Origin of the sequence: Nocardia brasiliensis IFM 10847 (genome assembly GCF_000710915.1) — a bacterium.
Taxonomy (GTDB): domain Bacteria; phylum Actinomycetota; class Actinomycetes; order Mycobacteriales; family Mycobacteriaceae; genus Nocardia; species Nocardia brasiliensis_A.
Map to the genome: position 1 here is coordinate 1 of NZ_BAUA01000049.1, position 12,848 is coordinate 12,848.

Here is a 12,848-nt window from a genome sequence, read left to right on the forward strand (position 1 = left end):
TGGCGATGGGCAACCAGGGCCCCGGCACCAATGGCAGCGAATTCTTCATCGTCCATTCGTTCGCCAATATTCCGGCGAACTACTCGGTGCTCGGTCAGGTCGTAGCCGGTATGGATGTCCTGGATCGCATGGTCGCCGCGGGTATCACGCCGACCGAACGCGGGCCGCGCGACGGCCTGCCCGCCGAGCCGGTCGTGATCACCAGCGCCACGCTGTCCTGAACGCCGCGCCGGCCGGAACCGAAGAGCCGCCCCACCTTTGGGGCCGAGCGGCCGACCGGCCTCCGGACTAGACGCCTGCGGCGACCTTCTTGCCCGTCTTCTTCGCGGTCTTCTTGGCGGGTTCGACGAACGAGGGCACCGCGGGCTTCTTCGAATTCGCCGCGGGCGCCTTGGCGGCCTCGACCGGGGCGGCCTCCGGCGCTTCGTGCGCGGCCCGGTAGGCGGCGGTGACCTCGGCCGAGATCCGGCCGCGCGTCGAAACCCGGTGGCCGTTCTCGGCGGCCCAGGTCCGGATGGCGGCGAGCTGGCCGTCGCCCGAGGCGCTGCGGGCCCGCGGGGTGGCGCTCGCGCGCGCACCGGCGCGGCCCGTCTTGCGCGCCTTTTCCGCCCACGGATCGACGAGGGCACGCAGCTTGGCCGCGTTCGCATACGACAGGTCGATTTCGTACATGCGGCCATCGAAACCGAACGAGACCGTTTCATCAGCCTTCGAGCCGTCAAGGTCGTCGATCAACGCCTCGATGATTTGCCTTGCCATTCTTGATTCCCTTCGAGGAAATACGGAGCGGGTCAGCGGCGACGTTAGCACGACGGATACCGCGACATACAGTTGCATACGTTGCCCGGAGCGCATTTTCAGCTTTGAAATCCGGCGGCGAAGATAGCCGCACCGCATCACCGATCCGCGCAATTCGTACGCATTCCCGGTGGATCGTCGCGGCAAGTGGCGCGGATATTTCGATGAGCGAACCGGACCGGCGACACCGACGAGGTGACCATGTCAGGGTGGGCGGGCCGGGAGCGGAGCACGAACGAATCGAGAGCGGGAAAGCATGGTCGAGCACAAGGACGCGGTCACCCGGCCGGACGGAGCCGAACTGTTGTATCGACCGGCCGGGCGGGCGAGCGCGCAGAACGCCGCCTTTTCACCGGACGGCAATGCCTTGGTGTTCACGCAGTTCGACGCGGGCTACAACCTCGGTGGGGCGAGTTTGTGGCTGCTGCGCACGTCCGGTGGGCCGCCGGAAGTGCTGGTGCGCAAAGGCGATCAGGCGGCGGTGAATCTGCCGGGCGCCGCGTGGAACAAGCCGACCGGGCTGATCGCCTTCTCCTATGACGTCACCGACCTGGACGAGATCTGGACGATCGCCCCGGGCAGCGCACCGACGCGGGTGACCACACACGACAGCATCCGCGGTTACACCGAGCCCAGCTTCGCCCCGGACGGCGAATGGATCGTCTTCCAGGACAACGACACCCAGACCGGCCCCGGTGCACGCGGCAGCATCTGGAAGGTGCGCCGAGCCGACGGCCTGCCCATCGAACTAGTGGACGGCCCGGGCACCGACACCGACAACCGGCAGCCGAACTGGTCCCCGCGCGGTGATCGGATCGTATTCCAGTCGCGCCGTGCGGATTCCGCGGACTGGGACCTGGTCACCATCGCGCCGGACGGCACCGGACGCGCGACGCTCACCGCCGGCGCGGACGAGGACACCGACGCCAGCTTCTCGCCGGACGGGAACTGGGTGGTGTACTCCTCCGATCACGCGCACACCCCGCACGCGCAGATCTTCGCGCGCCGGGCCGACGGCACCGGCCTGCCCGTACGCGTCACCACCTCCGAACACTACGACGGCGCACCGAGCTGGTCACCGGACGGACGCTGGATCACCTTCGAGTCCAGCGCCGACGGCGAATCCGCCACGGCCCTCTGGCGCATCCCGACGCGGATCCTGGGCTGAGCCCTAGCGGAACGGCGGCTCGTTGAACGTGCGCAGCTTGCGAGAATGCAGCCGGTCCCCCTCGGCACGCAGGAATTCCACTGCGCGGATACCGATTTGGAGATGCTCGGAGATGGCGCCCTCGTAGAAGCGGTTCGCCTGACCCGGCAGCTTGATCTCGCCGTGCAGCGGCTTGTCCGAGACACACAGCAGCGTGCCGTAGGGCACCCGGAAGCGATAGCCCTGTGCCGCGATGGTGGCGCTTTCCATATCGACGGCGACCGCGCGGCTGAGGTTGAACCGCAGGGCCGACGCCGAATAGCGCAGCTCCCAGTTCCGGTCGTCGGTGGTGACCACCGTGCCGGTGCGCAACCGCTGCTTCACCGCTTCGCCCGGCATGCCGCTCACCGTCTTGGTCGCGTCGTACAGCGCCCGCTGCACCTCCGCGATGCTGGGAATCGGAATATCCGGCGGCAGTACGGAATCCAGCACATGGTCGTCACGCAGATAGGCGTGCGCGAGCACGTAGTCGCCGATCGCCTGGCTCTCGCGCAGCCCGCCGCAGTGGCCGATCATCAACCAGGCGTGCGGGCGCAGCACGGCGAGGTGATCGCAGATGGTCTTCGCGTTCGACGGGCCGACACCGATGTTCACCAGGGTGATGCCGCGCCGTCCGGGCGCGGTGAGATGCCAGGCCGGCATCTGATGTTTCTTCCACGCGAGATCGGAGATCAGCCCGACGCCCGCGGTCTCGGCGCTGATCACGGTGCCGCCCGCGCAGGAGAGACGGTCATAGGGGCCGTCCGGATCGGCGATCTGCTCGCCCGCCCAGCGCACGAACTCGTCGACATAGCGCGAGTAATTGGTGAACAGTACGAACGACTGGAAGTGCTCGGCGGGCGTGCCCGTGTAATGCTGCAACCGGGCCAGCGAGAAGTCGGTGCGCAATGCGTCGAAATGACTGAGCGGGAAGGTGTCGGCCGGATCGAGGATGCCGTCCGCGGTTTCGTCACCGATCGTGGCCAGGTCGGTGGTGGGGAAATACTTCGCGAGCGCCGCGGCCATCGAGCGATCCAGCGCGAGGTCGGCGCGATCGATCACGTACGGGAACGGAATGTCCTGGTGCGACGGCGACACTTCGACGCGCACGTCGTAGTCGTGTTCGATCATCGCCAACTGCTCCGACAGATAGTGGCGCAGCAGGTCGGGCCGGGTAACGGTGCTGGCGTAGCTGCCCGGACGGGTGAACCGCCCCCACGCGCGGGAGCGGTTCTTCGGCGCGGCGTCACCGTCCCAGCTGATCCGCAGTTCCGGGTAGGCGAACACGCCGGCGGCGCGCGCGGCCGCGTCCGGCACGGTGCCGTTCTCGACGAAGTCCCGTAACGCGGTCCGCAGCGCGCCGACCGACTGCTGATAGAGCGCGTCCAGGCGGTCCAGCGCCTCGGCCCCGGTCAACGAGGTGCCTTCGTGCCTGCCCGGCATGTGTCCTCCCAGCTCACGTTCGCCCAGCCGTCGTGAGGACACCGTATTTCAAGCCCGACGCGCCTTCAAAGTGCGCTGGTGACGGCCCCCGCCGCGGATCGAGCGGCCATCCGTTTCGCCAGCAGCAGCACCGCCTGCTCGCGCAGCAAGCCGATCCGGCCCGCGCAGTTGTCGGCCAGAGCCAGCGCCATGCCGTCGTGCACGCTGCCCGGATCGCTCAGCAGTTCGTCCAATTCCATACCCGCCCTGGCCTGCTCGAAGGTGAGCATGCGGTGGGGCAGCCAGCTGAGGCACCAGGCTTTGCGGTCGTGCGCCGCGGTACGGGAGGCGAACTCCGGGGTGGTATCGCTGGTCATCGACCAGGCGGTGATGTAGAGCGCCATATCGAACTCCTTCTGTGCCTGGATCCGAGCGCTACCAGGCCCCGCCCGGACCGCCGGCGGTGAGCCCGCCCAGGGCGTCGCCCACGGCGCCTAGCCCGCCGAGCGCATCGCCGAGCCCGCCGAACTCGTCGCCGAATTCACCGAAGACGTCGCCGAGGCCGCCGTATGCGTCACCGCCGCCGGTGAGATCGCCGAGCCCGTCGTCGAAGCCGTTGCTCCAGGGATCGAACGAATCGCCGGTGTCCGGCGTCGCACCGTCCTCGGCGAAGTCGTCGAAGCCGTTGCTCCACGGGTCGAACGACGAATCATCGCTGTCCTGCGTCGCATCGCCGGCATCCTCGCTCCAGGAATCACCGGACGGCTCGCTGTCGTCGGAACCTTCGCTCCAGGGGTCCTCGAACGCCCCGGTTTCGTCCTCGGTCGAACTGTCCTCGCCGGACCGATCGCCTTCGTCGCCGGACGACGGGTCCGAGCCTTCGTCGCTGGTGTCGCCGAAACCGTCGTCGCCGGCTTCGGTCGAAGAGTCCTCGCCACCGGGTGCTTCGTCGTCGCTACCGGGCTCGTCGTTGTCACCGCCGGACGGTTTGTCCTTGTCACCACCCGACGGTTTGTCTTTGTCACCACCCGACGGCTTGTCCTTGTCACCACCCGACGGTTTCCCCTTGTCCTTTTCTTTGTCCTTACCCTTGTCGTCCTTGTCCTTGTCCTTGTCGTCTTTGCCTTTGTCGTCCTTGTCCTTGCCGGAACCGTCCGAGATCCCGAAATCCTGTGTCCAATAGGGGGTTCCGTTACTGCTCTTGGCATAACCGACCCCGATGTCCTGCAGCTTGCAGTCCAGGATGTTCGCCCGGTGCCCCTCGCTGTTCATCCACGCGTCGACGACCTCGGACGCACTCGTCTGCCCCTCGGCGATGTTCTCGGCCCAACCCTGGGCCTGATACCCGGCCGCGCCGATCCGGTCGCCGGGATCGCCCTTCGACGAGTTGTGGTCAAGAAAACCGTTGTCCGCCATGTCTTTCGTATGCGCCTGTGCGGCGGCGGTGAGCAACTTGTCCGCCTTCAGATCCGAACAGCCCGCCTCGGCCCGCGCGGCATTGGTCAGACCGATCACCTGCTCGGCCGGCGAACCGGATTCGGGAGCCGCTGCGGCCCTGGAGGTTCCGGCGATCGTGACGGCGAAGGCCGACACCCCGAACGCGGTGGACAGTGTGAGCATGGTCGCGGGAGAAAAGCGGTTCTTCCGCGGTGCGCTGTGTTTCCCCATCGATTGCCTTCTCGTTGCTCGTTGGCAGTGACCTCGCCGGGCCGGCGCTCAGGCGCTGCCGGAGAGCAGGCCGAGCAGCGGGGCCAACCCGCCCAGGCCCGCGCTGCCGCTGCTAGCGCTGCCGGACACCGCCGTGCTGCCGGTGCCGAGCGCCTTGCCCAGCGGGGCGATGGCCGAGCTGCCGGTGTTCAGGCTCTTCGCCAGTCCGCTCAGCGCGGCGCTGCCACTGTTCAACAGCTCCAACGGATCCGGCGCCGCCTTGGGCTTGTCCGCCGCGGGCTTGGGCTTGTCCGCGGCGGGCTTCGGCTTGCGCTTCTTCGGCGGCACCGCGTTGCGGCTCTCCTGCCCGCCGTGGTGGCTGACGGTCTGGGCGACCGCACCGCCCACCCGCTTCGCCGGGGCGGGCGCCACGTCGTCGGTCCGGTGCGTCGCGGTGATGGTCGAATCCGCCGTGGCCGCACCCGCGCCACTCTGCGCCGAGATACCGAGGCCGATCAGTGTGGCCGTCGACAGAATTGCCAATTGCGCCGGGACATGATTTTTACGAGGTGCGCTGTGCTTACCCATGAATTCTTTCCTTCGATACGGTCGGCCGCGCGCCGAATCGCCTGTCCGCCAATGGATCAGGCTGGTCGCCGCCGAGGTGGATCCGCCTGTCGGAACCCGCCGAGCAGCATTGGTCGGTGGCCTGGCTCCCGGTTGCACCGGATGGTCGAGCACTGATCCGAGACTAGGACGCGGCGCACCGGACGACGAGTTGTGCGCCGCATTCTAAAAGGCAAGTTGAGGCGCGATTAAAAGCGCATCCGCTCAATCACGGCACAATCACACCCGGATCACACCGGATCACGACGTAGCCGGCCCGTACCGAGCCGAGCCGAGCCCAACCACCTTCAGTAGCAGCGGCTCTGGTCCAGGGCCGCCCCGTCGACGGTGCACCGACACGCCGACATCCACCCTCCGCACCGCGACGGTCGCTGCCGCGCAATGTTTCGCGCCCCGCGCGCGTGTCGCTCAACTGACACCCGCGCGGGGCAATGAAATGTGCGCGGCGAGCACGCCGCCTAACGATCAGCTCACCGAAATCGCGGCAAGGTCGATGCCGCGCAACGGGGTCGCGGCGACGTCGTGCACCCGCGGTGCCCAGACCGCGTGGCCGTGACCGGACCACAGGGGTGCGATCGGCAGGTCGCGCAGTAGTTGGTTCTCGGCGAGGCGATACAGCTGAGCGCTGTCCACCGTGACGTCCGCGGCATCGGCGGCGGCCAGCAGCTGGGTGAACCCGTCGTCGACGTACCCGGCGGCGCGGGCAAGAGCGCTGAGCAGCTCGTGTGGGCTGGCCGTGCGCAGCGAACGGGACACCACGAACGGGCCGTCCACGGGTGCGCCCGCCTCCCCGTCCCGCGGCCGCGCGGTCGCCGCCACGCCGAGCGCCGTGTGCCACTGCTCGGCGAGCGACCGTGCCCAATGCTCCTGCCCGGCATCGAAATACACGCTGACCGGGCCGGTGAAGGAAACCTGCCCGAGCAGCGACTTCGCCGCGGGCCCGTCGTGGCGGCACGGACGGCAGGTGGCCGACCGTTCGCCGGGCGCGACACCGGGCGGCAACAGCGTGCTCGCGGGATCTGCCTGCCGCGCCAGCGGTCCCGCGGCCAGAGCCGGGCGATCCACCGCCATGGCGAACGCGAATCGCGCCGCCGCGTCTTCGAAACGCTTGTCCGACAGCGGGAATGCCAGGTAGTCCGCTTCCGGCAGCGGCCACATGACGTGGCGCTCGGCGAAGTCGTGATGCATGGCGTCGTGCCGCTCCCCGGGCACCGCGGCGACCAGATCCAGCTCACCCGCCTTCACCTGGTCGTACTGCTCGGCGGGCGTACCGACCCGGAATTCGATCGCACGGACTTTGCCCGCGACGTCCGCGACCCGCTCGAGCCGTCCGCCCGACCCCGCTCGCCACGGGCCCGCCAACCGGAACGGCCCGTTGCCGATCGGCTGCGCGGCGAAGCCGGTCCAATCCCGGGAGGCCAGCACCGAAGCGGGCAGCGGCAGCAGGGCCTGCGCCGCGAGCACGGCGGGCACCTGGCCGAACGGCCGGTCGAGCACGATACGCAGGGTGTACTCGCTCGGTGCGCTGATCTCCGCGGCGCGCAACACCTCGGTGAGCGCGCCCGCACCGCTCCATCGCTGTTCGACCACGGCGCGCCAGGTGTCCACATAGGATTTCGCGGTCACCGGCGTTCCGTCGTGAAAGCGGCCATCGGTGCGCAGGTCGATCTGCCAGGTGATCCGGTCCGCGGTCGAGATCGCCGCCGCGGCCCGGGGAACGGTCCGCCCGGTGGCCGCGTCGTAGTCCACCAGTGGTGTCCACAATGCGCCGGCCAGTAGCCGACCGGCCTGGTCACGCAGATCGCCGGGGACGAGTCCGGCCGGTTCGCCGATGCCGACCGTCAAGACGCCGGGCCGGGCCGCCGCCTCCCGCGTCTCGGCGCAGCCGGCGCTGCCGAGCAGCAGCGCGGCGCACAGCACCGCGAGCGGCCCGCACCATCCCGGCCTCGCCGACGGCCGCTCGAAGAGCGCCCGTCGCACCTGTATCACCAGAATTGCCAGCATCATTCACCCTCCGCCGCGCGAATCACACACCCGCCTGAGGCATCATGGGACGCGCCGCGCGAAAGTTGTTCCCCAGTTGCGGTATCGCGATGTGGGTATCGCGAATTCGCCACGGCGACACTTACAGTGAGGCTTCCCCATGACCGAGCATCCCCGGTCATGGGGAATTCATGGCCCGCTGGGAGGTAGTCGTGCGCCGTTGGTTGCTCCGCTCGTCTCTGCTCTTGGTCACCGTGACTGCGGCGCTCGCCGCGACCACGCTGCCCGCCATGGCCTGTGGGGAGGAGGAAACGCACGGTCCACGTGCCACCGCCGCCCGGTCCACGGGTGCCCCCGGCGCGGAGAAGAACGTCAAGGCGGTCGGCAACGTGCCGGATGCGCAAGGCGCGATCGCATTGCAGTTCCTCCAGTACGGCCACCGGGACGTGATGGTGGTCTCCGGCGAGTTCGGCTTGAAAACCTATGAACTGACCGCGAATCCGGCGGCCCCGAAACTGATCGGCAAGCTGGACATGCCGGGCATGTGGGAAACCGAGGACACCGAGGTCGACCCGGTACGCAAGCGCGTGTTCCTGTCCCGCGATCCGCGCGCCTTCGGCGGCAACGTGCGCACGGGTGAATCCGGCGTGTACATCGTGGATCTGGCCAAGCCGGAGAAGCCGACCGTGTTGAGCTACGTCAAGGTGCCGGCGGGCCACACCACCAGCTGCATCAACGACTGCCAGTATCTGTGGACCGGCGGTCCGGCCAAGGCGGACAGCCAGCCCGCCGATTGGGGTGGCCGCCCGATCTGGGTCACCGATATCCGGGATCCGCGCAAGCCGAAGGTCTTTCCTCAGCCGATCGAGTTGGCGCGCAACGATGGCAAGACCGATTACGTGCACGACGTCCAGATAGACGCGGCGGGTGTCGCCTGGGCCTCCGGTCGCGGTGGCGTGCGCGGATATTGGACCGAGGGCATGCACAAGGACCCGGTGACCGGCAAAGTCCGGCCCGCGTCGCCGACCGATCCGGTGCCCTACGCCGGCGGTGGGATCAACGAGACGGCCGCGCCGTCCAAGTTCATGCACAACAGTTTCCGGCCGGTCGGCGGCCGCGCCCAGGACGGCGGCAGCGCCGGGCACTGGGGCAACGGGAACCTGATCTACGCCACCGAGGAGAGCTTCCTCGACGGCTGCGCGGGCGACGGCGTGCTGGTGATCGCGTCGCTGGAGGGGTCCTACGGTGGTGAAGGGTGGCGATCGACGCCGCAGCGGCCGTACCGGCTCAAAACGATCGGCACCTGGGGTGTGGCCGGGCAGGAAGGCAGCGATCCCGCCTCGGCGGATTGTTCGGCCCACTACTTCGATGTCCGCGACAAGGTCCTGGTGCAGTCGTTCTACGCCCAGGGCACCCGGTTCCTGGACGTCAGCGACCCGACCAAGCCCAAGCAGATCGCGTACTACCGTCCCGCCGATGCCGCCGCCTGGGCACCGTACTGGCACCGCGGTTTCGCCTACGTGGCCGACAACAACCGCGGCATCGACATCCTCCAGCTCACGGCCTGAACCGACTGCCGCACAACGCAAAAAAGCTGCCCCGCATACGAAAACGTATGCGGGGCAGCAGCAGTGCACTCAGCGCTGCTCGAGCACCTGGTCGAGCAGGGTGGGCGCGATACCGAGATAGTTCTGCGGGCGGAGCAACTCGCGGATCTCCTCGGCGCCGAGCCGCTCGCTGACCGTGGGATTGGCGCACAGCACATCGGCCAGCGATGCACCGGACTCCGCGGCTTCGAAAGCGGCCGCCTGCAAGACCTTCTTGGCTTGGACGCGACCGAGCAGCGGAGTCAGGCGGATCGACAGGCGCTCCGAGACCAGCTGGCCGTGACTCATGGCGAGGATCTCGCTCATCCGGGCCTCGTCTGCGCGCAGGCCTTCGGCCAGTTCGGCTGCGGTGTGCGCGCTGCCGCCGACCAGCAGCAGGCACTCCCGCAGCGGTTGCCACTCGGCATGCCAGGCGCCGGGTGAGCGTTCGTCCTCGGCGAGCATCGCGGCGAACAGAGTGGACGTCAGCGCCGGCACCTGCAGCGAGGCGGACCGGATCATGGTGGCGAGCACCGGATTGCGCTTCTGCGGCATGGCCGAGGACTCGCCGCGGCCGACCGCGGCGGGCTCGTACACCTCCATCACCTCGGTCCGGGCCTGGGAGAGCACGTCGACGGCGAATTTGCCGAGCGCGCCCGAGGTGGTGGCCAGCGCGGCACCGAGATCGGCGATCGGCGTCCGGACGCTGTGCCAGGGCGCCGCGCTGGGCGTCAGCGACAGCTCCGCGGCGAACTCGTCGGTCAACCGGGCGTAGATCTGCGCCGGACTCGCGTCGGCCAGCGCGCCGCCGCTGCGCCGGGCACATTCCACGTAGGACGCGAATGTCCCTGCGGCACCGCCGAGTTGGACGGGCAGACCGTGCTCGCGGACCCGCCGCAGCCGCTCGGCCGCGGCCAGCAGGCCCTGGATCCAGGTGCTGACCCGGGCCCCGAAGGTGGTCGGCACCGCGTGCATGCCCAGGGTTCTGGCGGCGATCACGGTATCGCGGTGCTGGTCGGCGAGCCGGGCCAGCGAGTCGACGCTCGCCTCCACGTCGGCGATGATCGCCGTCGACGCCCGCGCCGCGACCAGCATCGACGCCGTGTCGAAGATGTCCTGGCTGGTCGAACCCCAGTGCACGTGATCGGCGGCGGCCGAATCGGTTTCGGCGACCACGCGCTGCAACTGCTGTACGAACGACACCACGGGATTCGCGGCCCCGCGCGCGGCGGTGGCGATCGCGCGCGCATCGAATCGATGGGCGCCGACCGCCGCGGTGATCTGCCCGACGGCGTCCACCGGGATCAGGCCGAGCCGCGCCTGCGCGCGGGCCAGGGCGAGCTCGACCTCCAGCATCGCCTCCAGCCAGGCGTCGTCGGACACCACCGACTCCACCGGCACGCCCGCGCGCACCGGGGACAGCAATCCCTTATCTATGACCATCGGCGTAGTCCTTTCGCTGCGGCGGGCCGGCCGCCGTCCGGTAGGCGGTGAGGATGGAACGCGCGACGCTGTCGCTGTCGGACAGCGTCACCGAGTTCACGCCGGGCCGCGGCCCGGCCGCGGTCACCCAGTGCACGGCCTCGGTGGGCACGCCGAGCGCGAAACGACGCGGATGCGGCCGGCCGGCGGCGTCGAGGACCGCGTGCGAGTCACGGGCCACCTCCAGACCTCCGGTGCGGTAGTGGCTGCCGTCGGGGTTCGTCAGGGTGAAACCTCGAATATCCTCCGATCGCAGCAGATTCCGCAACAGCACGTCGCCGGTCGCCCGCAGATCTGGCTCGGGCAGCCGCGCGTCGATGAGCACGCTGCCGGTCACCGTCGAGCCTGCCACCATGGGCGAACTCGCCACGAAGCATCCCGCCTCGGCGTCGAGCCGCACCCGCATGCCCGGCCCGATGATCCGCACGACGCCCGCTCTGATCAGCGCCGCCAGTTCGGCGATCCGCGCGGTGGGCGGGCCGATCGAGAGGAAGGCGTTCAACGGCGTGTACCAACCGTCGAGATCGTCGCGGTACGACTGGCCGGTGATACCACCGTGGTCGACGATCAGGCGCACCTCGTTGCGCAGATCCCGCAGCACGTCCAGGGTTGCCTTGACCGGGCCGCGCACATTGCCGAGCCGGGCGTTGCGCACATCGGCGTCCAGGTAATCGACCAGCCAGCTGTGGAATTCGGCGACGCCGCCGAAGTGCCGGCCTGCGGTGGGATCGCCGAGCAGCTCCCAATTCCACCGCTGCTCCGGCGCGATCCGGTACTCGTCGAGGATGGCCGCGGCCGCCTGCTCGGTCGGCGCCGCGAGGTAGCGCGCGCGGAAACCGCGCAGCTCACGGGGACTGATCTGATCGTCGATCACCAACGAGTAGTAGACCGTCTCCACCTCCCGAGCGACCAGGGGCCATACGTCGCGCCGGAACGAGATGTCACCGAAACGATCTGCCCGGCTGCGTAATTCGGCGATCCGCAGCGGGTCGAGCAGGGTGGGAATGTGGCGTTCGTCGATGCCCTTCTGATTCTCGCCGCGGGCGTGATGCGGTACGCCGCGACGGCACCCCGCCACGATCAACGGCTCCCGCCCGGACGGGATGTACTTCAGCACCCCGTCGGTGTCGGTCTGCTCGAATCGGCCGTCCCGGCCGACCGTCAGCAGCGCCATGTAGTCGAAGAAGGTCAGGCCGAGACCGCGGATGATCGTGGTTTCCCGCTCGGGTACCTGATCGATGTCGACATCGGCGGCGTTGACCGGGGCGATGTGCAGCAGCCCCAACCGCTGCACCTGTCCGACGGGCCAGCCCGGATCCACCGGCTGCCGTGGCGAGACGTGGCCCTGCGCGAGCACCACCGCGTTCAGCGCGTCGATGCGCTCCCCCGTATCCAGCGTCAGCTCTTGGCGACCCGTCGGATCGTCGCGCAGATCGGTTGCGGTGGCGGTGATCTCGTAGGTGCGCACCCAGCCGGCGTATCGATCGCGGATGTGCTCGTAGGCCCAGCGCAGGTAGTAGCCGTAGATGGCGCGGGTGGGATAGGTATTGGGGGCGGTGCGGCACGCCTCCGCGTAGAACTCGTCGGGCAGGTCGGCGAAATTGCCGACCTTCGCCAGGAAACTCGTCCATTCGTACAGACTCGGCCCCGGCACCACGGGACCTTCCATCGCCACACTGTCGTCGGTGAATATCGTCACCTGCGAGGCCACCGTATTCATCAGCAGATGTGCGGATTGGTCGGTGCGCCAGACCGATCCGGTGCCGACCCGGGTCGAATCGATCAGATAGATCTCGGTGCGGAAGCGATCGCCGTTGCGCACGATATTGGCGCAGATCCGCTCGTAGCAGCTCAGCCCGCGCGGGCCGACACCGACCACGGCGATGCGCAGTGCGTCGGGTGCTCCTGAGCGGTCGGGCCGGGGGAACCTGCGCAGCGTCTCGGGATAGAGCACCACTGCCGATTGATCGCCGTCTTCGGGTTCCTCGACGCGGGGTGGAGTTATCAGTTCACGGGTTCCTAGTTTGTGGCTGGACACGGTGTCACCTTCATCAGATTCGCGCGTAGCGATGCGGGTTACAGACACAGACCTGGCCATGTCCGGAGACAGCTGTGCG

At 68.7% G+C, this 12,848-nt stretch carries 11 protein-coding genes; 3 read left to right on the plus strand and 8 right to left on the minus strand.

From position 1 onward, the window contains the following. The coding region (locus NBRGI_RS10645) for a peptidylprolyl isomerase (RefSeq protein ID WP_029895030.1) at window positions 1–221 on the plus strand (221 nt) is incomplete at its 5' end. 67 nt (window positions 222–288) lie between these two features. Here the strand turns inward: NBRGI_RS10645 and NBRGI_RS10650 are convergent. Then, window positions 289–759 carry a histone-like nucleoid-structuring protein Lsr2 gene (locus tag NBRGI_RS10650; protein ID WP_063726251.1) on the minus strand — a complete coding sequence of 157 codons (471 nt, stop codon included), beginning with the start codon at window positions 757–759 and terminating at the stop codon, window positions 289–291. Window positions 760–1,054: 295 nt separating this feature from the next. Between NBRGI_RS10650 and NBRGI_RS10655 the strand changes: the two genes are divergently transcribed. Further along, a complete protein-coding gene (locus NBRGI_RS10655; protein WP_029895033.1) occupies window positions 1,055–1,966 on the plus strand; it encodes a PD40 domain-containing protein in 912 nt (303 codons plus the stop codon). A gap of 3 nt (window positions 1,967–1,969) precedes the next feature. Here NBRGI_RS10655 and NBRGI_RS10660 read toward each other — a convergent pair whose 3' ends face one another. From NBRGI_RS10660 to NBRGI_RS10680, 5 genes are all read right to left on the minus strand, one after another. Then, a complete protein-coding gene (locus NBRGI_RS10660) occupies window positions 1,970–3,427 on the minus strand; it encodes an AMP nucleosidase (protein ID WP_029895035.1) in 1,458 nt (485 codons plus the stop codon). Window positions 3,428–3,492: 65 nt separating this feature from the next. Beyond that, window positions 3,493–3,810, minus strand: coding sequence for a hypothetical protein (locus tag NBRGI_RS10665; protein ID WP_029895037.1), 318 nt, complete (start codon window positions 3,808–3,810; stop codon window positions 3,493–3,495). Window positions 3,811–3,841: 31 nt separating this feature from the next. Then, window positions 3,842–5,074, minus strand: a complete 1,233-nt coding sequence (locus NBRGI_RS45090) for a CAP domain-containing protein (RefSeq protein ID WP_081877993.1) — start codon at window positions 5,072–5,074, stop codon at window positions 3,842–3,844. Between the two features lie 48 nt (window positions 5,075–5,122). Continuing rightward, the gene (locus NBRGI_RS10675) at window positions 5,123–5,641 is read right to left on the minus strand and encodes a hypothetical protein (protein WP_029895040.1); all 519 of its coding nucleotides are present in this window, start codon (window positions 5,639–5,641) and stop codon (window positions 5,123–5,125) included. A gap of 504 nt (window positions 5,642–6,145) precedes the next feature. Continuing rightward, window positions 6,146–7,687 carry a peptide ABC transporter substrate-binding protein gene (locus NBRGI_RS10680; protein ID WP_148310769.1) on the minus strand — a complete coding sequence of 514 codons (1,542 nt, stop codon included), beginning with the start codon at window positions 7,685–7,687 and terminating at the stop codon, window positions 6,146–6,148. Window positions 7,688–7,917: 230 nt separating this feature from the next. Here NBRGI_RS10680 and NBRGI_RS10685 point away from each other — a divergent pair, with 230 nt between their 5' ends. After that, window positions 7,918–9,231: an LVIVD repeat-containing protein gene (locus NBRGI_RS10685; RefSeq protein WP_235210914.1), complete on the plus strand. Its 1,314-nt coding sequence runs from the start codon at window positions 7,918–7,920 to the stop codon at window positions 9,229–9,231. 69 nt (window positions 9,232–9,300) lie between these two features. On the opposite strand, the gene NBRGI_RS10690 is transcribed toward NBRGI_RS10685, so the two are convergent. Together NBRGI_RS10690 and NBRGI_RS10695 are read right to left on the minus strand one after the other, a co-directional pair. Further along, window positions 9,301–10,692 (minus strand): class-II fumarase/aspartase family protein, encoded by a 1,392-nt coding sequence (locus tag NBRGI_RS10690; protein ID WP_029895046.1) that lies wholly within the window; start codon window positions 10,690–10,692, stop codon window positions 9,301–9,303. Further along, window positions 10,679–12,769: an FAD/NAD(P)-binding protein gene (locus NBRGI_RS10695; RefSeq protein WP_081877995.1), complete on the minus strand. Its 2,091-nt coding sequence runs from the start codon at window positions 12,767–12,769 to the stop codon at window positions 10,679–10,681. Before NBRGI_RS10695 ends, NBRGI_RS10690 begins: the two co-directional genes overlap by 14 nt. Window positions 12,770–12,848: the final 79 nt, after the last annotated feature.

Excerpts from the sequence above, each read along its gene's own strand:
- NBRGI_RS10665 (WP_029895037.1), bottom strand. The coding sequence starts at position 3,810 with ATGGCGCTCTACATCACCGCCTGGTCGATGACCAGCGATACCACCCCG.
- NBRGI_RS10680 (WP_148310769.1), bottom strand. The coding sequence starts at position 7,687 with ATGATGCTGGCAATTCTGGTGATACAGGTGCGACGGGCGCTCTTCGAG.
- NBRGI_RS10650 (WP_063726251.1), bottom strand. The coding sequence starts at position 759 with ATGGCAAGGCAAATCATCGAGGCGTTGATCGACGACCTTGACGGCTCG.
- NBRGI_RS10675 (WP_029895040.1), bottom strand. The coding sequence starts at position 5,641 with ATGGGTAAGCACAGCGCACCTCGTAAAAATCATGTCCCGGCGCAATTG.
- NBRGI_RS10690 (WP_029895046.1), bottom strand. The coding sequence starts at position 10,692 with ATGGTCATAGATAAGGGATTGCTGTCCCCGGTGCGCGCGGGCGTGCCG.
- NBRGI_RS45090 (WP_081877993.1), bottom strand. The coding sequence starts at position 5,074 with ATGGGGAAACACAGCGCACCGCGGAAGAACCGCTTTTCTCCCGCGACC.
- NBRGI_RS10655 (WP_029895033.1), top strand. The coding sequence starts at position 1,055 with ATGGTCGAGCACAAGGACGCGGTCACCCGGCCGGACGGAGCCGAACTG.
- NBRGI_RS10660 (WP_029895035.1), bottom strand. The coding sequence starts at position 3,427 with ATGCCGGGCAGGCACGAAGGCACCTCGTTGACCGGGGCCGAGGCGCTG.